Source organism: Conexibacter arvalis, from assembly GCF_014199525.1.
Classification (GTDB): Bacteria; Actinomycetota; Thermoleophilia; order Solirubrobacterales; family Solirubrobacteraceae; genus Conexibacter; species Conexibacter arvalis.
Genome location: NZ_JACHNU010000010.1, coordinates 27,836 through 50,428, shown reverse-complemented (window position 1 = coordinate 50,428; position 22,593 = coordinate 27,836). Strand labels below are relative to the sequence as shown.

The 22,593-nt window shown below is 74.5% G+C and carries 24 protein-coding genes and 1 riboswitch; of the genes, 10 read left to right on the top strand and 14 right to left on the bottom strand.

Annotation, left to right across the window (positions count from 1 at the left end):
- Window positions 1-53: 53 nt before the first annotated feature.
- Window positions 54-572 (bottom strand): DUF1269 domain-containing protein, encoded by a 519-nt coding sequence (locus tag BDZ31_RS22965; protein ID WP_183345560.1) that lies wholly within the window; start codon window positions 570-572, stop codon window positions 54-56.
- 163 nt (window positions 573-735) lie between these two features.
- A riboswitch (TPP riboswitch) is annotated at window positions 736-848 on the top strand.
- On the opposite strand from BDZ31_RS22965, the gene thiO reads away from it, so the two are divergent.
- The 4 genes from thiO to BDZ31_RS22945 all read left to right on the top strand — a co-directional run bounded on the left by thiO (window position 840) and on the right by BDZ31_RS22945 (window position 3,591).
- Complete coding sequence (thiO, locus tag BDZ31_RS22960; protein WP_221243284.1) at window positions 840-2,018, top strand: glycine oxidase ThiO; 1,179 nt, start codon at window positions 840-842, stop codon at window positions 2,016-2,018. Its footprint overlaps the riboswitch before it by 9 nt.
- A complete protein-coding gene (gene thiS / locus BDZ31_RS22955; protein WP_183345556.1) occupies window positions 2,015-2,221 on the top strand; it encodes a sulfur carrier protein ThiS in 207 nt (68 codons plus the stop codon). The genes thiO and thiS overlap by 4 nt, the downstream gene beginning before the upstream one ends.
- A 1-nt stretch (window position 2,222) precedes the next feature.
- Window positions 2,223-3,056 carry a thiazole synthase gene (locus BDZ31_RS22950; RefSeq protein ID WP_183345554.1) on the top strand — a complete coding sequence of 278 codons (834 nt, stop codon included), beginning with the start codon at window positions 2,223-2,225 and terminating at the stop codon, window positions 3,054-3,056.
- Window positions 3,049-3,591 (top strand): ester cyclase, encoded by a 543-nt coding sequence (locus BDZ31_RS22945; protein WP_183345552.1) that lies wholly within the window; start codon window positions 3,049-3,051, stop codon window positions 3,589-3,591. Before BDZ31_RS22950 ends, BDZ31_RS22945 begins: the two co-directional genes overlap by 8 nt.
- Before the next feature lie 180 nt (window positions 3,592-3,771).
- Here BDZ31_RS22945 and BDZ31_RS22940 read toward each other — a convergent pair whose 3' ends face one another.
- The gene (locus tag BDZ31_RS22940) at window positions 3,772-4,446 is read right to left on the bottom strand and encodes an endonuclease/exonuclease/phosphatase family protein (RefSeq protein WP_183345550.1); all 675 of its coding nucleotides are present in this window, start codon (window positions 4,444-4,446) and stop codon (window positions 3,772-3,774) included.
- Window positions 4,447-4,469: 23 nt separating this feature from the next.
- On the opposite strand from BDZ31_RS22940, the gene argF reads away from it, so the two are divergent.
- Entirely contained in the window at window positions 4,470-5,342 is an 873-nt protein-coding gene (gene argF, locus BDZ31_RS22935) for an ornithine carbamoyltransferase (RefSeq protein ID WP_183345549.1), read from the top strand.
- 68 nt (window positions 5,343-5,410) lie between these two features.
- Window positions 5,411-6,457: a hypothetical protein gene (locus tag BDZ31_RS22930; RefSeq protein ID WP_183345547.1), complete on the top strand. Its 1,047-nt coding sequence runs from the start codon at window positions 5,411-5,413 to the stop codon at window positions 6,455-6,457.
- Between the two features lie 243 nt (window positions 6,458-6,700).
- Here the strand turns inward: BDZ31_RS22930 and BDZ31_RS22925 are convergent, their stop codons facing one another.
- Together BDZ31_RS22925 and BDZ31_RS22920 are read right to left on the bottom strand one after the other, a co-directional pair.
- The gene (locus BDZ31_RS22925; RefSeq protein ID WP_183345545.1) at window positions 6,701-7,138 is read right to left on the bottom strand and encodes a GFA family protein; all 438 of its coding nucleotides are present in this window, start codon (window positions 7,136-7,138) and stop codon (window positions 6,701-6,703) included.
- A gap of 79 nt (window positions 7,139-7,217) precedes the next feature.
- Complete coding sequence (locus BDZ31_RS22920) at window positions 7,218-8,738, bottom strand: gluzincin family metallopeptidase (RefSeq protein ID WP_183345543.1); 1,521 nt, start codon at window positions 8,736-8,738, stop codon at window positions 7,218-7,220.
- Between the two features lie 24 nt (window positions 8,739-8,762).
- Here BDZ31_RS22920 and rlmD point away from each other — a divergent pair, with 24 nt between their 5' ends.
- A complete protein-coding gene (rlmD, locus tag BDZ31_RS22915) occupies window positions 8,763-10,136 on the top strand; it encodes a 23S rRNA (uracil(1939)-C(5))-methyltransferase RlmD (protein WP_183345540.1) in 1,374 nt (457 codons plus the stop codon).
- Between the two features lie 41 nt (window positions 10,137-10,177).
- Window positions 10,178-10,939 carry a VOC family protein gene (locus BDZ31_RS22910; RefSeq protein WP_183345538.1) on the top strand — a complete coding sequence of 254 codons (762 nt, stop codon included), beginning with the start codon at window positions 10,178-10,180 and terminating at the stop codon, window positions 10,937-10,939.
- A gap of 5 nt (window positions 10,940-10,944) precedes the next feature.
- On the opposite strand, the gene BDZ31_RS22905 is transcribed toward BDZ31_RS22910, so the two are convergent.
- On the bottom strand, window positions 10,945-11,748 hold the full coding sequence (locus BDZ31_RS22905) for an alpha/beta fold hydrolase (protein ID WP_183345536.1): 804 nt from the start codon (window positions 11,746-11,748) through the stop codon (window positions 10,945-10,947).
- 124 nt (window positions 11,749-11,872) lie between these two features.
- On the opposite strand from BDZ31_RS22905, the gene BDZ31_RS22900 reads away from it, so the two are divergent.
- A complete protein-coding gene (locus BDZ31_RS22900) occupies window positions 11,873-12,811 on the top strand; it encodes an NAD(P)H-quinone oxidoreductase (RefSeq protein WP_183345534.1) in 939 nt (312 codons plus the stop codon).
- A gap of 82 nt (window positions 12,812-12,893) precedes the next feature.
- The gene (locus tag BDZ31_RS22895; protein ID WP_183345532.1) at window positions 12,894-13,691 is read left to right on the top strand and encodes a DUF4097 family beta strand repeat-containing protein; all 798 of its coding nucleotides are present in this window, start codon (window positions 12,894-12,896) and stop codon (window positions 13,689-13,691) included.
- 10 nt (window positions 13,692-13,701) lie between these two features.
- Here BDZ31_RS22895 and BDZ31_RS22890 read toward each other — a convergent pair whose 3' ends face one another.
- The 9 genes from BDZ31_RS22890 to BDZ31_RS22850 form a co-directional block, all read right to left on the bottom strand.
- On the bottom strand, window positions 13,702-13,893 hold the full coding sequence (locus BDZ31_RS22890) for a hypothetical protein (protein WP_183345530.1): 192 nt from the start codon (window positions 13,891-13,893) through the stop codon (window positions 13,702-13,704).
- Window positions 13,894-13,939: 46 nt separating this feature from the next.
- A complete protein-coding gene (locus BDZ31_RS22885) occupies window positions 13,940-14,548 on the bottom strand; it encodes a uracil-DNA glycosylase family protein (RefSeq protein WP_246345838.1) in 609 nt (202 codons plus the stop codon).
- A 47-nt stretch (window positions 14,549-14,595) separates the two neighbouring features.
- Entirely contained in the window at window positions 14,596-16,518 is a 1,923-nt protein-coding gene (locus BDZ31_RS26160) for a CehA/McbA family metallohydrolase (RefSeq protein ID WP_183345526.1), read from the bottom strand.
- Window positions 16,519-16,605: 87 nt separating this feature from the next.
- Window positions 16,606-17,775, bottom strand: a complete 1,170-nt coding sequence (locus BDZ31_RS22875) for an inositol-3-phosphate synthase (RefSeq protein ID WP_183345524.1) — start codon at window positions 17,773-17,775, stop codon at window positions 16,606-16,608.
- 83 nt (window positions 17,776-17,858) lie between these two features.
- Complete coding sequence (locus tag BDZ31_RS22870; protein WP_183345522.1) at window positions 17,859-18,500, bottom strand: CDP-alcohol phosphatidyltransferase family protein; 642 nt, start codon at window positions 18,498-18,500, stop codon at window positions 17,859-17,861.
- Window positions 18,500-19,279, bottom strand: coding sequence for a phosphatase PAP2 family protein (locus BDZ31_RS22865; protein ID WP_183345520.1), 780 nt, complete (start codon window positions 19,277-19,279; stop codon window positions 18,500-18,502). The genes BDZ31_RS22870 and BDZ31_RS22865 overlap by 1 nt, the downstream gene beginning before the upstream one ends.
- Before the next feature lie 112 nt (window positions 19,280-19,391).
- A complete protein-coding gene (locus BDZ31_RS22860) occupies window positions 19,392-21,101 on the bottom strand; it encodes a hypothetical protein (protein WP_183345518.1) in 1,710 nt (569 codons plus the stop codon).
- A gap of 57 nt (window positions 21,102-21,158) precedes the next feature.
- Entirely contained in the window at window positions 21,159-21,716 is a 558-nt protein-coding gene (locus BDZ31_RS22855; RefSeq protein ID WP_183345517.1) for a CAP domain-containing protein, read from the bottom strand.
- Window positions 21,691-22,566: an alpha/beta fold hydrolase gene (locus BDZ31_RS22850; RefSeq protein ID WP_183345515.1), complete on the bottom strand. Its 876-nt coding sequence runs from the start codon at window positions 22,564-22,566 to the stop codon at window positions 21,691-21,693. Before BDZ31_RS22850 ends, BDZ31_RS22855 begins: the two co-directional genes overlap by 26 nt.
- Window positions 22,567-22,593: the final 27 nt, after the last annotated feature.

The window sequence follows — 22,593 nt, the reverse complement described above, 5'->3', positions numbered from 1 at the left end:
GGCGCGCTCTGCACCCGCGCGCCGCGGGGGACCGCGGCCGGTGCGCGGAGGCCTCAGGGGGAGGCGGCGGCGGTCGTCTCCTCCCGCTCGGCGTCGTCGAGCGCTCTCCTCAGCTCCTTCGCGTCCGCCTTCATCTGCTTGGCGACGAGCTTGTCGGCGCGCCGGACCGCGTCGCGCACCGCCTCCTCGACGGTCGACTCGCCGACGACGAACAGCGCCGCCTGCCCCGCGTCGAGCGTCTCGCCGAGCTCCTTCAGCGCGTGGCGCGGCAGCCCACGCCAGATGTGCCCGACGAGCGCGCCGAAGGCGCCGCCCGCGAGCGCGGTCCCGACCAGCGACGGCGGCCACAGCACGCCGAGCAGCGCGCCGGCGGCCAGCCCGGTCCAGGCGCCGTGCTGCGTCGGCTTCTCGTGCCGCCGCACGTGCACGCGGTGGTCCTCGTCACGGCGGACGACCGCCGCGTCGTAGGTGCCGACGAGCCCGTCCCGGTGCAGCTCGCGCACCGCCTCCAGGTCGGCCTCGGCGTCGGCCTCGCGCTCGTAGGCCCCGATCAACACGAACGTCTCGCTCATCACGCCCCTCCGTTTCGGTCCCGTGCCGAGCACGGCTGTCGGCAGGTGATGCCCGGAACCGGGCTCCGCGTCCCCTCCCGGCGGGCGCGGCAGCCGCTCCATGCCGCTGTGCGGGCTGGATCCGCCGCGGGCTCGACGCCCGGCGCCGCCACCCCCGCGCTACCATCGCCTGCACGGGAGCCCAGCAGCGGGCTGAGAGGGCGGTGAGCACGCACCGCCGACCGTCACGACCTGATCCGGATAATGCCGGCGCAGGGAAGGAGGCACGTGCCCCAGCGAACGCACTCATCTTTCGACGTCGCCGTCGTCGGCGGCGGAATCATCGGCCTCAGCGTCGCCTGGCGTGCGCAGCAGCGCGGCTTGCGCACGGTGGTGCTGGAGCGCGACGCCCAGCTCGGTCGCGGCGCCACCCATGCGGCGGCCGGGATGCTTGCGCCGGTCAGCGAGGCGAACATCGCCGAGCGCGAGCTGCTCGCGCTCGGGCTCGAGAGCGCCGCGCGCTACCCGGACTTCGTCGCCGAGGTCGCCGACGCCGGCGGCGAGGACCCGGGCTTCCTGCGCTGCGGCACGCTCGTCGTCGCGCGCGACCGCGACGAGGCCGAGGCGCTCGACCGCGAGCGGGCGATGCGCGCGACGCTCGGGCTGGAGGTCGAGCGGCTGCTCGGCAGCGAGGCGCGCCGCCGCGAGCCGGCGCTGGCGCCGACGCTGCGGCTGGCGCTCGACGTCCCCGACGACCACGCCGTCGACCCGCGCCGGCTCGTCGTCGCGCTGGCCGCCGCGCTGCGGGCCGGGGGCGGCGAGATCCGCACCGGCGCGCCCGTCGAGCGCGTCGAGACGGACGGCGACCGCGTCACCGGCGTCACGCTCGCGAGCGCGGGCGGCGCCGGCGAGACGATCGCGGCCGACCAGGTCGTCGTCGCGGCCGGCGCATGGACGAGGCTGCTCGGCGGCCTGCCCGACGCGGCGCGCGTCCCGGTGCGGCCGGTCAAGGGCCAGATCCTGCGGCTGCGCGACCCCGCCGGCCCGGGCCTGCTGACGCGCGTGCTGCGGATGGACCCCGGCTACATCGTGCCGCGCGGCGACGGCCGCTACGTGCTCGGGGCGACGATGGAGGAGCAGGGCTTCGACACGACCGTCACCGCCGGCGGCGTCTTCGAGCTGCTGCGCGACGCGAGCGAGCTGATCCCCGGCATCTGGGAGCTGGTGATCGAGGAGCAGGAGGCGGGCCTGCGGCCGGGCACGCCCGACAACGCCCCGGCGCTCGGCGCGGGCGCGCTGCGCGGCCTGCACTGGGCCGCCGGCCACCACCGCAACGGGATCCTGCTCGCGCCGATCACCGCCGAGATCCTGGTGGCGTCGCTGACCGGCGCGCCGCCGCCCGACCTTTCCGCGCCGTTCACGCCGGCGCGCTTCACCCACACGACCAAGAAGGAAGTCGCCGCATGACGATCCGCCTCAACGGCGAGGAGCGGGAGCTGCCCGCTGGCGCGACCGTCGCCGCCGCCGTCGCCCTGCTCGACGTGACCGAGGACAGCCGCGGCGTCGCCGTCGCCGTCGACCGCGAGGTCGTCCCGCGCGGCGCGTGGGCCGACACGCCGCTCGCCGACGGCGCGCAGGTCGAGGTCGTGATGGCGATCCAGGGAGGCTGAGATGAGCACCGTCGAGACCAATCCGCCGTCGCCGCCGTCGAGGGCTCCCGCCGAGGACCCGCTCGTGATCGCCGGCAGAGCGTTCCGCTCGCGGCTGCTGCTCGGGACCGGCGGCTTCCAGTCGCTGGAGGCGATGAGCGACGCGATCCGCGTCAGCGGCACCGAGCTGGTGACCGTCGCGCTGCGGCGCGTCGACCCGGCCGCGCGCGGCTCGATCATGGACGTGATCGCGCAGGCCGGCGTCGAGCTGCTGCCGAACACCGCCGGCTGCTACACCGCCCGCGACGCCGTCACGACCGCGCAGCTCGCGCGCGAGGCGTTCGAGACCAACTGGGTCAAGCTCGAGGTGATCGGCGACGACCGCACGCTGCTGCCCGACGCGATCGAGCTGGTCGCCGCCGCCGAGATCCTCGTCGACGACGGCTTCGTCGTGCTGCCGTACACGACCGACGACCCGATCCTCGCGCGTCGGCTGGAGGACGTCGGCTGCGCGGCGGTGATGCCGCTCGGCTCGCCGATCGGGTCGGGCATGGGGATCAACAACCCCTACAACCTCGCGATCATCCGCGAGCGGACCGAGCTGCCGGTGATCCTCGACGCCGGCGTCGGCACCGCCTCCGACGCGGCGCTGGCGATGGAGCTCGGCTGCGACGCGGTGCTGTGCGCCAGCGCCGTCTCGCGCGCCCACGACCCGAGCGCGATGTCGCGCGCGATCCGCGGCGCGGTCGAGGCGGGACGGCTGGCGCGGCTGGCCGGTCGCATCCCGCGGCGGCTGCACGCCGAGGCCTCGACCCCCGACGCGGGCCTGCCCGACTTCGGACTGGTCGATGGCTGAGGAGCCGTTCAGGCCGGCCGGCGAGGAGCCCGCGGAAGACAGCGCGGGCGACGTCGCCCGCCGGCCGGTGGACGTGCTGCTCGACGGCTGGGAGGCGGCCTGGTCGGGCCGCGACGCAGGGGCCTTCGCCGCCGTCTGCGATCCCGACGTGCACTACGAGGACCCGCTCACGCAGGAGCCGGCGATCGGCTTCGACGAGCTCGGCGCGCTCGCGGCGAGACTGTGGTCGGGCTTCCCCGACGTGCGGCTCGAGCGCGCCGGCGAGCGGCTCACGGACGGCCGCTACGTCGCCGCGCCCGCGAAGCTCGCCGGCACCCATCGCGAGGCGGTCGACGGCCTCCCCGCGACCGGCCGCTTCGTCGTCATCCACTGCCTCTTCTACTGCGAGCTGCGCGCCGGGAGGCTGCTGCGCGTGCGCGCCTTCTACGACCTCTACGACGCCGCGACGCAGCTCGGCGTGCTGCCGAGACACGGGACGCTGGGCGAGAAGGCGCTGCTGACGCTGCGCGGCTTCGGCTTCCGCGCGCGCGGCTGAGGCACCGCCCGCGCCCGGCTCCAGCGCGCGCCCGGCTCGCCCGCCCGCGCCCGGCTCCCCGCGCGCCCGGCTCCCCCGCCCGCGCCCGCCTCCCCGCGCGCCCGGCTCCAGCGCGCGCTCCGCTCCCCGCGCGGACCTTTGTCATCCAGTGCATGCTCAGCACGCATTGGATGACAGAGGTCACCGCCGATCGGCGAGCGTGACGCGCACGGGCGCGTGGTCGGAGAGGTCGCCGCGGTCGAGCAGCTCGCGCGGGGCGACCGGCGCGAGCCCGCCGGTCGCGAAGACGTGGTCGACCTTCTGACCGCCCGCGTGAACGAAGCCGGGCAGCGACGGGTCGCGGACGTTGAAGTCGCCGCCGAGCACGAGCGGGGCGCCGGCCGCCCAGCGAAGCGTCGCCGCGCGGGCGGTCGCGATCTCGCGGCGCGCCTGCGGGTCGTCGTGGACGGTGGCGTGGAGGTTGGCGAACCAGCGGCCGCGGTCGTCGCGGACGGCGTGGACGACGCGGCGCTCGGGGCAGAGCGCGAGCCGGCGTCGCGCCGTCGCGGTGATCGCGCCGTCGCGCAGCAGGATCGCGTTCGCCCCGCCGCCGCCCGACTTGACCAGCTCGGGCCACCGTCGGGCGAGCGCGCGCCGCAGCGGCAGCAGCTGGTTGCGCGAGGTGAGCGCGGTCGACTGCCGCGCGTCGCAGGCGACCGCGAGGACGGACGGCCACCACGGCGGAACCTCCTGCAGCAGCGCGACCTCCCACTCCCAGGTGCGCAGACACTCCGAGAACTCGTGCATCAGGTCGCGGTTGCGCGGCGGGAGCGCCCGTCCGTGGAAGAGGTTCCAGGTCAGCACGCGCAGAGCCACGTCGGGAACGTACACTGGCGCGCGTGCCGCGCCACTTCCTCACCGGAGCAGAGCTGAGCAGAGACGAGCTGATCGCGCTGATCGACCGCGCGATCGAGCTGAAGGCGGCGCCGCACGCGTCGCGCGCGCTGGAGGGCAAGAGCGTCGGGCTGATCTTCCAGAAGCCGTCGACGCGCACCCGCCTCTCGTTCGAGACCGGCGTCTTCGAGCTCGGCGGCAACCCGGTGATCCTGCGCCCCGACGAGATGCAGCTGAGCCGCGGCGAGCCGGTCCGCGACACCGCCTACGTCCTCTCGCGTCACGTCGCCGCGTTCGGCATCCGCACCCACGGCGACGAGCTGATCGAGGAGCTTGCGCAGTACGCGACCGTCCCGGTCTTCAACATGCTGACGGCCGGCCATCACCCCTGTCAGGCGCTCGCCGATCTCGTCACGGTGAAGGAGACGTTCGGCACGCTCGACGGCGTCGTCCTCACCTACGTCGGCGACGGCAACAACGTCGCCCGCTCGCTCGCGATCGTCGGCTCGCGCGCCGGCGCGGAGATCCGCGTCGCCGCGCCGGAGGGTTACCAGCTGGAGGACGGGATCGGCGCGGAGCTGTTCGAGGACCCGGCCGAGGCGGTGCGCGGCGCCAACGTCGTCTACACCGACGTGTGGGTCAGCATGGGCGACGAGGAGACGGCCGCGGAGCGTCGCGCCGCGCTCGCCGACTACCGCGTCGACGACGCCCTGCTCGATCTCGCGGCCGACGACGCGGTCGCCCTCCACGACCTGCCCGCGCACCCCGGCGACGAGATCACCGCTGAGGTCCTGTACGGCGACCGCCAGCGCATCTGGGACCAGGCCGAGAACCGTCGCCACGCGCAAAAAGCCCTGCTCGAACTGCTGGTTCGGTAGCTGCTCTTCTTCCCGCTGCGGTAGCCTCGCGCCGACCGGTCGTTCCACCATGCTTCTGAGGAGCCGTCATGCCGCAGCCGAAGTCCCCCGTATCGTCCGCCGCCGCTAGAAGAGCGACTGCGCGCAGATCGGCGGCCGCGAGAGCGACGCCGAGAAGAGCGACGGCGACCAGAAGACCCGCCGCGAGAGCGCCCGCCGCGAGAACGGCCAGAGGCGCTGCAGCGGAGAGATCGCCGAGAGCGGCGACGAGAAGAGCACCGGCCGCGAGAAGAGCGGCGGCAAGTAGACCGGCCGCGAGAAGAGCGGCGGCGAGAAGAGCGGTCGCCACAAGAGCGGCGGCAAGTAGACCGGCCGCGAGAAGAGCGGCGGCGAGAAGAGCGGTCGCCACAAGAGCGGCGGCGAGAAGAGCGGTCGCCACAAGAGCGGCGGCGAGAAGAGCGGTCGCGAGAACAGCGGCGGCGAGAAGACCGGCGGCGAGAAGAGCGGCCGCGAGGAGAGCGGCGGCGAGAAGACCGGCCGCGACAAGAGCGGCCGCGAGAAGAGCGGCGGCGAGAAGACCGGCCGCGAGAAGAGCGGCGACGAGAAGACCGGCGGCGAGAAGAGCGCTCGCGAGAAGACCGGCCGCCAGACGAGCTGCCAGAAGACCGGCCGCGAGAAGACCGGCCGTCAGAAGAGCCGCACCCGCGGTCGACGCGGCCGCCGCCGTCAGAGAGGCCGCTTCCAGCGTCCGCGCGAACGGCGACGGCGACGCGATCTCGCAGGTCGTCGGCGCGATCCGCGAGCAGCTCTCCGACCGGGTGCTCGAGCCGATGAACCTCGTGATGCTCGCCGCCGACCGGATCCAGGAGGCGATGGACGAGGCCGTCGAGAGGGGCCGCGTGACGAGGGGAGACGCCAACGACCTCGTCTCCGAGCTCGTCCGTCGCGGGCGCGAGCAGACCGACGACGTGCTCGCCAACCTCGACGAGCTGCTCGGCAAGGGCATCGACCAGCTCGAGGCGCTGTCGCGCAGGCTCGAGGAGCGCAGCGCGAAGTCGCGCCGCGCCGAGTCGGTCGACAAGCTCGTCCAGCACGCCGAGAAGGCGCGGCGAGCGGTCGAGAGAAGGCTCGGCTGAGCGACTGAGCTCCACGGCGGCGGCCCTCCGCCCGGCCGTCATCACGCGACAGCGGCCGCGCTCCCAGCGCGGCCGCTTCGCGTTCGGGGCCGTGCGCCTGCCGCGCGTTCACCGCCGTGCGCCCGCCGCGCGTTCGGGGCCGTGCGCCTGCCGCGCGTTCACCGCCGTGCGCCCGCCGCGCGTTCGCGACCGCCGGCCCGCCGCGCGTTCCCGGCCGCGCGCCCTCCGTCCCCTTCGCCGCGCTCAGCGCGGCCGCGGGCCGTCGAAGCGCGGCAGCCCGTCGTCGGGCAGCGGCTCCCACGCGGGTGCGGAGGCGACCCACTGATGCCACTGCGGCCGGATGCCGGGGTCGCCGTCGAGCGCGCCGAGCCGCACCCCGATCGTCTCCTCCGCGCCGCCGTGCGGGTCGCCCGAGAAGAGGTGGCCGCCGCAGCGCGCGCAGAACGACTTCGGCTTGCCGCCCTCCGGCCGCCACGTCGCGACGACGTCCGCGCCGGCGACGACCGCGAACTGCGCCGCCGACACCATCCCGCCGGGCGACGACGCGCAGCCGGACCGTCGCTGACAGCGGACGCAGTGGCAGTAGCCGGCGGTCTCGAACGGCGCCCGCACCTCGAACCGCACCGCGCCGCAGTTGCAGCCGCCGGTCAGTGGCAGGGCCCCGCTCCTCGTCTCGCTCATGCCGCCCACGCTACCGCGCCGACTGGGCCGGATCTACACCAGCTGGGTTGGAGCGGGCGGAGCGCCGCGCAGGGTAGCGTCAGGCCGGCGCGAGGCCGAGGTCGGCGGCGAGCATGCCGAAGTCGAGCGTCTCGCCGGTCAACGACGCGAGCAGCTCCTCGGCCGTCAGGCGCTGACCCTCCCGCCACAGCGCGCGCAGCGCGGCACCCGCCTCGGGCACCTCGAACCAGGCGCCGCCGAAGCGGTCGCGCAGCCAGCGGCGCAGGTGGGTCTCCAGCGCCCAGGCGCGCAGGTAGGCGGCGACGTAGAAGCCGTCGTCCATGTCGGCGAGATGGGTCTCGGTCGGCCACGCGACGCCGATCGCGCCCGACAGCGCGCGGGCGTAGACGTCGGCCAGCAGCGCGTCGCCCGGCGGCTCCTCGCCGTGGGCGACCAGCTCGTAGGCGAGCTTCGCGCAGTAGCGCCGCAGGTAGACGAGCCGCGCGGCGCGCGCGTGCACGGCGAGCGCGCCGTCGTCGTCGCGCACGCCGAGCCGCCGGCGCAGCCACTCGGGGTCCTCGGCGAGGTGGTCGAAGAGGAAGGCGAACGCCTCGGTCACCGCGTTGTCGCCGAGGTGGCGGTACTCGAACGCGAGCGACTCGTCGACGTGCGCGAAGTGCTGCGCGTGGCCGCCCTCGTGCAGCAGCGCGACGTAGTCGTCGCGCCCGCCGACCGGCGCGACGACCAGCCGCACGTCGCGCGGGGCTCTCACCGCGACGCAGAAGGCGCGCGGCGACTTGCGCGGGCGCGGCTCGACGTCGAGCAGGACGCGGCCGCCGGCGGTCGCCTCCAGGCCCATCCCGGCGAGCGTCGCCTCGTAGGCGCCGAGCAGCCGCTCGGCCGGGAAGGCCGAGTCCTCGTCGCGCGCGCGGAAGAACCACGGCAGGTCGGCGCGTGCCAGCCGCGCGAGCGGCACCCCGACGGTCCGCTCGACCGCCGGCGCGAGCACGTCGCCGTAGGCGGCGTCGGTCGCCTCCAGGAACGCTTCGGTCTGGCGCGACAGCGACGCGAGGTCGAGCCCCTTCAGCTCGGCGCAGAGCGCGCGGTAGCTCGGCCAGCCGAGCGCGGCCGTCAGCTCGCGCGTGCGCTCGAGCGCCTCGCGGTGGAGCGGGTTGAGCGCCTCGGCCGTCGCCTCCAGCCGCGCTCGCTCGATCGCGAGCCGCCGCTCGCGGTCGGGCTCGTTGGCCTGCGCGACCGCCGACTCGCGGAAGCCGAGCATCGTGCCGCCGACGTCGAGTCGCAGGCCGGCCTCGCGCTCGGCGAGCCGCTCGGCCAGCGCGGCCGTCGCGCGGCCGAGATGTCCCTCGACGGCGAAGTCGCGCAGCATCCGCAGCCGGCGCGCCGCGTCCTCGCCCCCGGCTCCGGCCGTGGCGACGTCGTCCGCGGCGGCCGCCGCCTCGCCGAGCCGCTCGACGGCCTCGCGGCTGAAGAGCGCGGCGTGGCGCGCGTAGATCTCCTCGACCGCGAAGCCGTCGTCGAGGCCGGCGTAGTGACGGTGGTATGCGTCGCCCAGCTCGGCGACGAACGCCTCCGCCTGCTCCCGGTACGCGGCCAGTTCCATGAGCCTGCCATCCTAAGCGTCCGCATGAGCACGCCTCCAGCCACCCCACGCAAGCAGCGCCCGCCCCGGTTCGCCGAGCTCGAGCTGACGATCGACGACCTCGCCTTCGGCGGCAACGGCGTCGCGCGCCACGAGGGATACGTCCTGTTCGTGCACGGCGCGATCCCCGGCGACAGGGTGCGTGCGAAGGTCACCAAGACCAAGCGCGACTACGGCGAGGCGATAACGACCGAGGTGCTGGAGCCGAGCCCCGACCGGATCGCGCCGCTCGCGCAGCATCCGGGCGCGCCGTGGCAGGTGATGCCGTACGAGCGGCAGTTGGAGATCAAGGCCCGCCAGGTCGACGACGCGCTGCGCCGTCTCGGCAAGCTCGGCGGCTTCGAGCTGGAGCCGATCGTCCCGGCGGTCGAGACGTGGCGCTACCGCAACAAGCTCGAGTACTCGTTCGGGACCGAGGGGACGGCCGAGAGAGGCGAGCTGGTCTTCGGCTTCCACGCGCCCGGCGAGTGGGACAGGATCGTCCCGATCGACGACTGCCTGCTGGCCTCCGAGCGCGGCAACGCGATTCGCGAGCAGGTGCTCGCCTTCTGCAGGCAGCAGGGGCTGGAGCCGTACGACCGCCGCACCCGTCGCGGCTTCCTGCGCAACTGCGTCGTGCGCGAGGGGCGTCGCACCGGTCAGTTCCAGGTCCGGCTCGTGACGATGCCGGGGCGGCTCGACGAGGAGGCGTTCGCCGACGCCGTCGACGCCGACGGCCTGCTGTGGACCCAGTACGACGGCCTCGGCGAGACGACGACCAGCGGGGAGACGACGCTCATCTCCGGGACCGACTACCTGGAGGAGGAGCTGAACGGGATGACCTTCCGCATCTCGCCGCACGCCTTCTTCCAGGTCAACACGGAGATGGCCGAGAAGCTCTACGGCCTCGCCGGCGAGTACGCCGGGCTGGCCGGCTTCGAGCGGCTCTACGACCTCTACTGCGGGATCGGCACCGTCGGCCTGACGATGGCGCCGCGCGCCGGCGAGCTGTGGGGGCTGGAGATCGTCGAGCCGGCGATCGCCGACGCGATCGCCAACGCGAAGCTGAACGAGATCGACAACGCCCGCTTCTTCGCCGGCGACGTGCGCACCGCGTTGAGAGAGCTGGTCGCGAAGGCCGGCACGCCCGACACGGTCGTCGTCGACCCGCCGCGGGCGGGCCTCTCGCAGAAGGTCGTCAGACGGATCATCGACGCGGCCCCCAAGCGCGTCGTCTACATCTCCTGCAACCCGACGACGCTGGCGCCGAACGCCGCGCAGCTGGTCGAGGCCGGCTACGTGCTGCGGCGCGTGCGGCCGGTCGACATGTTCCCGCAGACGCCGCACATCGAGTGCGTCGCGCTGCTGGAGCGCGCGTAGCGGCGGATCGGCGGCGCGGCGGCGGTAGCATCGCCGCCGCGATGGTGACGATCGAGGAGCTGACGGTCGCCGACGAGCCGGGCGCCTGGGCCGCGCTCGGCTTCGCCGTCGACGGCGACCGCTGCCGGATCGGCGCGGTCGACCTCCGCCTCGCCGGCCGCGCGGCCGGCCGCGGCCTGGTCTCCTGGACGCTGCGCGGGCTCGCCGACGCGGCTGGCGATCGCGGCCTCGACGGCCTCGCCACGGTACGCGCCGACGGACGCGACGCAGGCGTCGTCGGCGCCGCTCCGTCCGGCGACGGCGGTCCGTCCGCCGGTGGCGTCGCGACCGCCGGCGCCGGTTCGCCTGCCGCCGGCGCCGCTCGCTCCGGGGAGCGCGCGGCTGCCGACCGCCCCGCCGCTCCCGCCCACGCCAACGGCGTCGAGGCGATCGATCACGTCGTCGTCATCTCGCCTGCGCTCGACCGCACGATCGCGGCGTTCGAGGCGGCAGGGCTCGGCCTGCGCCGGGTCCGCGAGCAGCCGACGCCGACCGGCGCGCCGCGCCAGGCGTTCTTCCGGCTCGGCGCCGAGATCGTCGAGGTCGTCCAGGAGCCCGCGGAGGTCGTCGCGCGCAGCGGCGACGCGGAGCGGCCGGCGATCTTCTGGGGCCTGGCGCTGCGCTGCGCCGACCTCGACGCCGCCGTCGCCGATCTCGGCGACCGCGTCAGCCCGATCCGCGACGCCGTCCAGCCGGGCCGGCGGATCGCCTCGCTGCGCCGCGCCGCCGGCCTCGCGCTGCCGATCGCGCTGATGACGCCCTGAGGGCGCTACGCAGCGGCGGCGAGCGGGAGCACGCGGCCGGGGGCGTCGGTCTCCAGCTCGGCGTCGCGGAAGCGGCGCAGCGCCGCCGCGATCTGCCGATAGGTCTCGGCGTGGAAGCCCATGCCGAGGTGCGAGGCGTCGACCTCGACGTGGTCGGCGCCCTCGTCGAGGCAGGCGTGCCAGTCGACGATGCCGTCGCGCCGCGAGTAGATCGAGACGTAGCCGACCTCCGGCGGGAGCGGCGCGCGCAGCGCCTCCCGCAGCGGCTCGCAGCAGGCGCCGTCCCTGCAGCTCGTCTGCAGCAGCCCGGGCACGCCGAGCGTCCCCAGCCGACCGACCAGCTCGACGTTCGCGCGCACGACCGGGTGGACCATCAGCGGGTCGATCAGCGGCGCGCCGAGCGTGACGACGCCGCTGACCAGCTCAGGGCGGCGGCCGGCGAGCGCACGCGCATGGGCGCCGCCGCGGCTCTGCCCGACCAGCGTGACGCGGCGATCGCCGGCGGCGGCCGACAGCGCCTCCAGGCGCGCCTCCAGCCGGTCGATCGTCGCGCCGCCGCAGCCGACGTTGAGGCGGATGCCGGCGCGCTCGGCGCGATAGCCGCCGCGCTCGAGCCAGCCCGCCATCGCCGACAGCGAGGCGTCGCCGGCGAGATAGCCGGGGATCAGCAGCACCGGGCGACCGTGCCCCGCGGGCATCCCGCGGCCGCGGAAGATCGGGTCGACGACGAGCGCCGCGGCCTCGGCGGGCACGGAGCTCTCCCGCCAGATCGGCGGCAGCGATCGAAGGCTGGTCGGCAGCAGGTGCACGGCGATCTCTCTCCTCGGCGGCCCAGCGGTTTGCTGAACGCGTGCGTACTCTCGCACAGTTCTCGGACGCCCCGCGCGAGAACCGACGCGTCGGTCGGTCGAAGCGGGGGTAGACTGCGCCGCCATGCGTGCCGCCACGATCCGCGACGGGGAGATCGTCGTCGCGGAGCATCCCGATCCCGTCCCCGGCGCCGGCGAGGTCCTCGTCCGCGTCCGCGCCGCCGGCCTCAACGGCGCCGACATGCTCCAGCGTCGCGGCCGCTACCCGGCGCCGCCCGGCTCGCCGCAGGAGATACCGGGGCTCGAGCTGGCGGGCGAGGTCGCTGCGCTCGGTCCGGGCGCGACCCGCTTCGCGCTCGGCGACCGCGTGATGGCGATCGTCGGCGGCGGCGGTCAGGCGGAGCTGGCGGTCGTCCACGAGCGCCAGCTGATGGCGGTGCCCGACGCGCTCGACTGGCCGGCCGCCGGCGGCTTCCCGGAGGTCTTCACGACCGCCCACGACGCGATCGTCACGCAGGCCGGCCTCGTCGCGGGCGAGCGGCTGCTCGTCCACGGCGGCGCCGGCGGCGTCGGGACCGCCGCGATCCAGATCGCGCGCGCGGCCGGCGCCAGCGTCACCGCGACCGTCCGCGACCCCGCCATGCGGGAGCGGGTCGGCGCGCTGGGCGCGACCGCGATCGCGCCCGACGGGTTCGAGCAGGAGGGCCCGTTCGACGTGATCCTCGAGCTGGTCGGCGCGCCCAACCTCGGCGCGAACGTCGACGCGCTGGCGACCGGCGGGCGGATCGCCGTGATCGGGATCGGCGCCGGCGCCAAGGCGGAGCTGAACCTCGCGAAGCTGATGGCCAAGCGCGGCCGCATCCACGGCTCGACGCTGCGCGCGCGGCCGTTGGAGGAGAAGGCGGCGACGGCCCGCGCGCTCGAGCGGCAGGTGCTGCCGGCCGTGGAGCGCGGCGCGATCGCCGTCCCCGTCGCGGCGACCTACCCGCTGTTCGAGGCGGCCTCCGCCTACGACCGCTTCGCCGCCGGCGCCAAGTTCGGCAAGGTCGTCCTGCTGCCGTAGCGGCGTGGTGGGGCTGTCCCCACCCGCGCTCCGCCGGCAGGTCCCATTCCGCCCGCGGCGAGCGGCGCATATCGTGGCGTCCGTGTCCACCACCCCCAGCCGCAGAGGCATCCCCACCCCGGTCATCGTCGTCTGCGTCGCCCTCGGCGTCCTCGTCGCCGCCTGGGGCGCGCTCTTCTTCGCCGCCTGGAGCGTCCATCAGGACGAGCGCACCGCCCGCACCTACGCGGACGTCGAGCAGCTGCGCATCAACGGCGGCAGCGGCGACATCGCGGTCGTCGCCGAGGACCGCGACGACGTCGAGGTGATCACCCATCTCAGCTGGGCGCTGAAGAAGCCGAGAGTCGAGCACAGCTTCCGCGACGGCTCGCTGCAGCTGACCGGCGGCTGCGGCTTCTGGGGCTCGTTCGGCCCCGACGGCTGCGACGCCGAGTTCGAGGTGCGCGTGCCGCGCGACCTCGAGGTCGAGGTGCACGGCGCCTCCGGCGACGTCTCCGGCCGCGGCCTCGCCGGCCGCTCCGTGCTCACGACGGGATCGGGCGACGTGACCGCGGTCGACCTCGCCGGCCCGCTGCGGATCAAGGCCTCCTCCGGCGACGTGACCGTCGAGGGATACCGCGGCCGCGCCGTCGACGCGCAGGCGAGCAGCGGCGACGTGACGGTGCGGACCCAGGTCGTCCCCGACCGCGTCCGCGCGGTCGCCTCCTCGGGCGACGTGACGGTCGTCGTGCCCGGCACGCTCGCCTACGCGGTGGCGGCCAACACGAGCTCGGGCGACGTCAGCGTCGCGGTCGACCAGTCGCTGCGCTCGCGCCACGAGATCGAGGCGCGCACCTCCTCCGGCAACGTCGACGTCGCGCGCCTCGACGACGCGCGCTGAGCCGGACGGCCTACTCGCCGGCCGCCCCGCCGCCGGCCGGCGCGTCCTCCTCGGACAGCTCGACCACCTCCGCGGCGTGGATCGTGCAGAGCATCGGACCGCCGCTCTCCAGCGCCGTCTTCAGCTCGCGCTCGGTCAGTCTCGCGCCGCAGACCTCGCAGGTCTCGCCGAGCCCCTCGATCGTCTGCTCCTCGAGTCCCATGGAGCGGTGTCTACCCGCGACGCGGGGCGCTTCAACGCGCCCCCGATCAGTACGGCGGGAGGTCCGACCACCAGTCGCCGAGCACGCGGAAGGCACGCCAGAAGGCGCGCTTGGCGCCCTCCTCGTCGAGCGCCTCGTCGATGTCGGGGACGTAGAGCGCGTCGATCGACGGCGTCAGCTGCTGGATCGCGCCCGGGACCTGCTCGACGTGGCGGGCGAGCGGGATCCCGAGGTCGTTGACGACGTGCAGCGCGTCCTCGCCCATGACGACGACGATCTTCGGCTGCACGATCGCGAGCTCCTCGAGGATCCGCTCGACGCAGGCCGGGTCGGCGAGCTCCGGGTCGTGCACCGGGCACTTCACGCACAGCGTCCCGTAGACGGCGAGCGGGTCGATCTGGAGCCGCTTGAGCGACTTCATCAGCGCGCCGCCGGAGCGCCCGTAGAAGGCCACTCCCTCCTCGACCTCCGAGGGGCGCGGCTGGTACTTGATCATGAAGACGTCGGCCTGCGGGTGGCCGGAGCCGAGCACCGGCATCAGGTTGCCGCGCGGGCAGTGCGGGCAGCTCTGCAGCTCGCGCGTCAGCTGGTTCAGCTCGCGGATCGCTCGCTCGAGGTACTTCTCGCGGATCTCGTCATCTGTTGTCACGGGCATGCTCTCGGGAAGATTGGACGCGTCACCGCCATCTCCCTGCCCGTGCATCAGGACTTGCGCGCCGCCCGCCGCACCCGTCGCTCGCGCGCGGCTCTGCGCGCCGGCGGCGGGGTCGCCTTCGTCTGCAGGAACTTCAGCGCCTGCACGTAGAAGAGGCTCGCGGGGGTGCGGACGATGTCGGCCTCGCGCAGCGACTCCATGAACTCGTCCGGGCCGTCGAAGTCGGGCATGCGGATCCGCACCGAGCCGAGCCCCTGCGCGACGTGGGCGTCGGAGCCGGCGCCGGCCGGGATCCGGTACTTGGCCGCGAAGCGGACCGCCTCCTCGTTGAACTCGTGGATCGCGATCCGCGGGTTGAAGACCTCGATCGCGTCGACGTCGTGGAGCACGTCGAGCAGGTGCTCGTAGTCGGGCACCGCGTGCATCCGGTCGAAGGGGTGGGGGACGTAGACGAGGCCGCCCTGGCGCTTGATCTCGGCGATCGTCTCCTGCAGGGACATGCCGCGCGGGATCTTCTCCCTGATGAAGAGGCCGATCACCTCGCCCTGGTCCTTCGTCTTGACCTCCTCGCCGACGATCACCTTGATCCCCTCGGCCTTCGCCTGCGCCTCCAGCGCGCCGGAGATCTCGTTGTGGTCGGTGACGGCGATCGCGCCGAGCCCTCTCGCCTTCGCCGTCGCCAGCAGCAGCTCGACCGGCGTCGCGCAGTCGCCCGAGTGGTCGGTGTGCATGTGCAGGTCGACGTCGATCAGCGGCCGTCCGGCGACCTTCGCGCGCACGGTCGGGTCGCCGCGGCCGTCGTGGCGGCGGGCGATCAGCTCGCCGTAGACCCGCTCCAGCTCGTCGACGACGCGCGACCACGTCAGCCGCTCGCGCAGCGGCTGCGCGCCGTCGCGCAGGCGCGCCAGCAGCGCCGGGTCGGCGATCAGCCGCTGCAGCTGGGCGGCGAGCGTCTCGACGTCGCCGGGCTCGAACAGCAGGCCGTGGCCGCCGTCGTCGATCAGCTCCTCGTAGACCGGCAGTCGCGCGACGACCGGGACCGCGCCGGCGGCGATCCCGCTCAGCAGCCCGCTCGGCGCGGGCGCGGCGCCGGCAGAGGCGCGCACGACCACGTCGGCTGCCGCCAGCAGCGCGCCCGGGTCGGCGTCGTCGGGGCCGGCGAACGTGACGCGCTCGCGCAGCTCGCGCCGCAGCGCGCCGGGCGGCTGCGTGCCGCGCGGCGACCAGACGGTCGCGTGCCACGGGCGGTCGAGCGGCAGCCTGCGCAGCGCGCGCAGGAAGGTGCGGACGGCTGGGCGCTCCTCGTCGGAGATCAGCACCAGCTCGGGGCCGGCGGCCGCGCCGGCGCGCACGGCGGCGGCGGCGGTGCGGGGGGCGTCGGCGCCCGGCAGGATCACGCGGTAGTCGGCCGGGAACCACCGCTGCAGCAGCTCGCGGGTCGCGTCGTAGCTGGCGACGCGCGCGTCGAGGCGGCCGAGGAACAGCTCGACGACGCGGCGCGCGACCTGCGTCGAGAGGACGCGCTCGGTCGTCGAGTGGAAGGAGCCGACGTTGAGCGCGCGCGAGTGGCGCAGCGCGGCGCTGGCGGCGCTCGGCGCGAACGGCTCGTGGATGTGCGCGACGTCGAGCGGCGCGACGGTGAAGAACTCCTCGATCGTGCGGGCGACGTCGATCGGCAGGGCGACGGCTCGCCGCCGCGACGGCGAGAACGGCAGCACCTCGCCGACCGCGAGCACGCGCGGGAAGCCGTCGCCGGTCCCCTCCAGCAACGACGCCGGGTCGCTGCGGGCCGCGCGGATCGCGCTGCGCGAGGCGCGCACGAGCGCGCTCGACTGCGACGGCGCGACGACGACGACCCGGTGGCCGCGAGCGGCGAGCTCGTCGGCGACGCGCGCGACGGCGCGGTTGACGTCGTGCGGCGCCTCCCAGGCGTAGGGCGTGACCTGGGCGATCGCGAAGCGCTCCGACACGGCAGCAGAGGATAGAGGGCCGGGAACGCGAACGGCCCGGTGCTGCGCACCGGGCCGCTCGGAAGCAACGTGCCGACGGCGCGGCGCCTAGTTGGCGTCCGCAGCCTTCTCCGGGGCGCTGATGCCGGTCGGCTCGGTGCCCGGCCGCTTCGCGTGCTCGGCGATGAAGCGCTCGGTCGCGTCGCGCGCCTCGTCGTCGGGGCGCTGGTTCTGCGGCGACTTCATCAGGTACGAGCTGGGGCCGTCGAGCTGGCCGCCGACGCCGTGGTTGAGCGCCAGCTTGCAGCAGCGCACGGCGTCGGTGACGATGCCGGCCGAGTTCGGCGAGTCCCACACCTCGAGCTTCAGCTCAGCGATCAGCGGCACGTCGCCGAACGCTCTGCCCTCGAGGCGGATGTGGGCCCACTTGCGGTCGGTCAGCCACGGCACGTAGTCGGAGGGGCCGACGTGGACGTCCTTCTCCGGCAGTTCGACGCCGGCGACCGAGGTGACGGCGTTGGTCTTGGAGATCTTCTTCGACTCGAGGCGCTCGCGCTCGAGCATGTTGAAGAAGTCCATGTTGCCGCCGACGTTCAGCTGCGAGGTGTGCTCGAGCTTGACGCCGCGCTCGTGGAAGAGGCGGGCGAGGTTGCGGTGCGTGATCGTCGCGCCGACCTGCGACTTGATGTCGTCGCCGACGATCGGGAGGTTCGCTCTCTTGAAGCGGTCGTCCCAGTAGGTCTCGCTGGCGATGAAGACCGGGATGCAGTTGACGAAGCCGCAGCCGGCCTCGATCACCTGCTCGACGTACCACTTCGTCGCCTGCTCGGAGCCGACCGGCAGGTAGGAGACGACGACGTCGGTCTTCGTGTCCTTGAGGATCTGGACGATGTCGGCCGTCGGGCCCTCGGCCTTTCTGATCTTCTGCGACAGGTACTTGCCGAGGCCGTCGTGCGTCATGCCGCGGTGGACCGTGACGCCGAGCTTCGGCACGTCGGCGAATCTGATCGTGTCGTTCTGGCCCGACCAGATCGCCTCGCCGAGGTCCTTGCCGACCTTGTCGGCGTCGATGTCGAAGGCCGCCGTGAACTCGATGTCGCGGACGTGGTAGCCGCCGAGGTCGACGTGCATCAGGCCGGGGACGCGCTCGCTCGGGTCGGCGTCCTTGTAGTACTGGACGCCCTGGATGAACGAGTTGGCGCAGTTCCCGACGCCGATGATCGCGACGCGGACCTTGTCGGCCTGGTAGCGGCTGGCGCCGTTGGTATGAGCGGTCACTTGGGGTGGTTCCTCCTGAAGGATCTAGTCGGGAGAGACCCCGACAGGCGACGCTGGTTACACAGATGCCTGCGCGGCGGCGCCTACGGCGCCGGTCGCATGAGCTGCTTGCGAACGTGGAAGATGCGTTGGAAGGTGGTGAAGACGGCCAGCGCCGCGAGCACGTACACGGCCGGGGCGAGCAGCTCGAAGTCGCCCAGCCCGGCGCCCTTCGCGAACAGCAGGCCGACCGAGAGGATCACGACGCGCACGGCGCGGCTGGCGATGCCGACCTTGCACTCGACGCCGAGCGCCTCGGCGCGGGCGCGGGTGTAGGAGACCATCAGCGAGAAGAGGACCGCGACGACGACCGCGGCGACGGCGACGTCGTCGCCCTGCGTCGAGAAGTACCAGGCGACCGCGGCGAGCACGATCCCCTCCTCGACGCGGTCGAGGGTCGAGTCGAGGAAGGCGCCGAACGGCGTCCCCTTGCCCGACATGCGCGAGTAGCGGCCGTCGAGCGTGTCCATCACCGAGCCAAGGATGAAGGCGATGCCGGCGAGGAAGAAGTACCTCTGCCACACCAGCACCGCCGCGACGACGTTGCCGACGAGGCCGGTCAGCGAGATCGCGTTCGGCGTCAGCCGCGACTCGATCAGCTTGTTGCGGACGGTCTCCGAGAGCTCGCCGCGGGCGCGCGGCTCGCCGCCGCGGCGGCGGCGCTCGTCGGGCTGCTGTGCCGACATCAGACGGTCGCCTCGACCCGGGCGGTCTGGAACGACCACGCCTGCGGCCGCCAGCGGGCGAGCAGCTGCTGCGCGAGCAGCGCGGAGATGCCGGCGGTGGCCGCGCCGAGGACGGCGTCGAGCACGTAGTGGTTGCCGGTCGCGACGACGACGAACATCACCATGAAGGGATACAGGAACCAGACGACCTTCAGCGGCTTGGGTCTGACCAGGCGCGCCATCGTCCAGCCGATCATCAGCGCGAAGCAGCAGTGCATCGACGGCACCGCGGCATAGAGGTTCAGCAGCGCGCTGACCGGCTCGTTCTCGACCCGCATGCCGGTGAACGCCGCGACGGTGTCGGTGAAGCCCCACTCCGGCATCAGCCGCGGGGGCGCCGTCGGGAAGGCGGCGTAGCCGACGAGCGCGATCCCCATCGCGATCATGAACATGTTCCGCACGAAGTAGAACGCCTCGTTGCGGAACAGGTAGATGAAGGCGAGCGAGCCGACCGTCACGACGAAGTGGGAGTTGATGTACATCCACGCCGCGAAGTCGGCGATCCAGCCCGTGCTCGCCGCCCACGCCTGCACGTGCGGCTCGATGAAGATGTTGAGGCTGTGCTCGAGGTTGATGATCTTCGTCGCGTTCCAAGCGGCGACGGCGCCCTTGCCGTCGGCCAGGCCGCGAACGATCTGGTAGCCGTAGTAGGCGGCTGCGAAGAGCGCGAGCTGCCGGAGGAGATCTCCGATGCCGTGGGGGAGCACCCGCTGCTCGAAGTTGCGAAGCGATCGAATCATGCGGAATCCCGCATCCTAGCTCGGATCGCGGTCCCCTTCCCGCAGAACGGGGGTTGACCGGCTCCCTCGGTGCGGCTGCCCGCACCAGGGCGCCGACGCCCGCGCCGGCGGCTCAGCCGGAGCAGCGGGGGCTGCTCGCGCCGACGCGGCCGAGCGAGAAGCTCGTCACGAGGCGGATCTCGCCGCCCCGGCGCACGCGCAGCTCGGTCTGGTCCTCGCCGTCGGGCGCCGGCGCCGGCGCGACGCAGGCGTCGCCCTCCGCCACGCGCCAGTACGGCGTCCAGTGCATCCGCAGCCGCACCGTCCCCGGCCGCTCGACCGAGAGCGTCACCGCGTCGTGGCCGAGCCGCGTGACGCGCGCGCCGGCGCCCTCGGCGAGCGGCGCGGCGTCGCGCACCTCGAACAGCCGCCAGTCGGCGTCGCGCCACACCTCGCGCAGGAACGGCAGCCCGCCCTCGACCAGCTCGGCCTCGCGCCGCGCCGAGTAGTCGAGCGTCGTGTCGGGCAGCGCGACCCAGCGGACGGCGTTGCGCCGCAGCCACGCCTCGTAGCGCTCCGGCGTCAGCTCGCCCTCGTAGAAGAGCGCGTTGGCCTTGTGGTCGTACTGCCGCAGCCAGCCGCGCGCGAGCGCATGCCTCGGCGCGACCCAGCGCGCCTCCCAGTGCAGCTTCGTGAAGGGGATCTCGACCCGCCCGGAGATGCCGCCGGGGTCGCGCGCCTCCAGCTGCGCCAGCAGCGGGGCGTAGAAGGAGCGCTCGACGCTGCGGTCGCCGTGCGTGACGGTCACGTCGTGGATGGCAGCGGTCCACTGCCAGTAGAGCAGCGGCAGCGCGACCAGCGCGAGCGCCAGCGGGCGCCGGCGCCACAGCAGCAGCGCGAACAGCGGCCCGGCGACGAGCGCGCCGAGCCGCGCGGCGTTGCCGCCGACCGGCGTGTCGAGCACGAAGGCGGCGGTGCAGCCGAGCAGGTAGAGGACGGCGCCGATCCGCAGCGTCCGCTGCTCGCGCGGCCACAGCAGCAGCGCGGCGGCGACGGTCGCCGGCACCGGCCAGTAGGCCGACAGCACGAACGGCTCCCTGCCGCCCTCCGGGAAGGCGAAGGAGAGCAGCCCGACCGGAACGACCGCGGCGGCGGCGATCGCCAGGCCGGTGAGGCGGCGCTCGGTCCCCAGCTCCCGCCACCACGGGCGGCGCGCGTCGCGCCCCCGCGGCCACGGCTCGGCGAGCGCCCACGCCGTCGTCGCCATCGCGAGGAAGACGGCGGCGACCGGGCTGGCAAGCGCGCTGGCGACCGCGAGCACGGCGGCGCCGGCGCGCCTGCCGTGCGCGAGCGCGAGCAGCGCGCCGAGTGCCGGCACGAGCCCGAGCCCGAAGGTGAGCCGCCCGCTCAGCAGGATCGTCGCCGTCCCGGCCGCGAACCACAGCGCGCCGAGCAACGCGGCGTCGCCGAAGCGGCGACGCGCCAGCAGCGCGAACAGCGCCGCGGCCGCGACGGCGCAGAGCGCGCCCAGCAGCCGCGGGCCCAGCAGCGAGCCGAGCGGCGGGAAGAGGACGCTGTACCCCGGCATGTGGTGGCCGGCGTACCACTGCAGGTCCCACAGCGAGAGGCCCTCGCGGCCGAACAGCCAGCTGCGGTACTCGCCCGCGGCGAGGTCGATGCTCGGCGGCGCCCAGATCAGGTAGACCGCCGCCAGCGCGGCGGCGAGCGCGATCGGGGCGGCGAGCGTCGCGCGCGCCGGTCGGGCGGCGCCGTCGGCGGCCGGCCGGGACGGGCCGGGCGCGACGGTCGCACCGGCCTCCGGAGGTGAGCTGAGGCTCGCCATGCGGACGGTGAGGCTAGCCGGCCGCGCGGCCCGACCGGCGCGGCGACCGGCGCCCCGTCAGCGCGCGGAGGCCCAGTCGACGGTGTAGATCGCGGCCTTCACGCCGCGGACGCGGCTGGGCGCGCGGCCGACGCCGACCCGCTTGAAGCGGCCGTCGAGCACGATGTGGCGGTGCGACGGCGAGCGCAGCCAGCCGCGCACGACCGCGCGCGCCTCGCGCCCCGGGCGGGAGCGGGCCAGCCAGGCGATCACCTCGCCGACCTGGCGCGCCCCGGAGGCGCGTGCGACGCGGCCGCCCCAGGCGCCGTGCGCGAAGTAGCCGCGCCGGGCCATGTCGCGCGAGTGGGCCGCGGCCGTGCGGCTCATGCGGCGGTCGGCGACGACCGGTCCGAGCCCTCGCTTCGCCCGCACGCGGTTCAGCTCGGCGAGGACGGCCGGGCCGAAGCGGGCCTTCGCGGCGGCGCTCGCGACCGGGCGCTCACCGGCGCCGGGCTGCGCGGCGGTCGCGGTCGTCGCGCCGGCCGCCAGCCAGGCGGTCAGCGCCGCCAGCGCGGCTGCGATCAGCGCGCGCGAGCACAGGGCGCGCAGGTCAGTTGTCCTGGAGGAAGGCGGCAATGCGAGCGATCAGGTCGGCCCTGTCGACCCAGGGCCAGTGTCCGGCGTCCGTGACGTGCTCGACCCGCGCGTTCCGGAGCCTTGCCGCGTATTCGTCCCCGAGGCGAGGCGGGAGGTACGGGTCGTGCGCGCCCCAAACTACCAATGCCGGCGCGTCGAGATGTGAAAGACCCGCGCCGGCCTCGGCGAGGCTCGCCTCCGGCGCGCTGCGGTAGAGGCGCAGGATCGCGCGCTGCGTCCCCTGGTCGAAGTGGCGCCAGGCGGCGTCGACGAAGGCGCGCGGGACCGGGCCGGCGAAGGCCGGCCGCAGCACCTGCCGCATCGTCGCCTTGAGCGTCAGCCCCATCGCCATCTCGCCGGCGAGCGGCAGGCGCCACGTGCGCGCGATCCAATGCCAGCGGTAGCCCGGCAGCAGCGGCACGGCGTTGACGATCACGAGCCGCTCGACGCGCTCGGGGTTGGCGATCGCCCACGCGAGCGCGGCGCCGCCCCAGTCGTGGACGACCAGCTTCACGCGCTCGACGCCGACCATCTCGAGGAAGCGCTCGACGAAGGACGCGATGCCGTGCAGCGAGTAGTCGTTCTGGCCGCCCTTGCCGGAGCGTCCGAAGCCGGGCAGGTCCGGCGCCAGCCCGCCGGTCAGCGGCAGGAACGGCAGCCAGTCGTCGCTGCTGGTCGGGACGCCGTGGACGTACAGCGCCGGCGCGCCCTCCGCCGGCGCCGAGCGCCAGAAGACCGGCTGCCCCGCCAGCTCGCCGGTGTGCTCGGTCACCTCCACGAGCGGCGAGCCTATCCGCAGGCAGCGGCCGCGCGCCAGCGCGAGCTCGGCGAGCGGCCGGCCGCTCGCCAAGCGGCGGCCGTCCCGGCTACCTTCCCG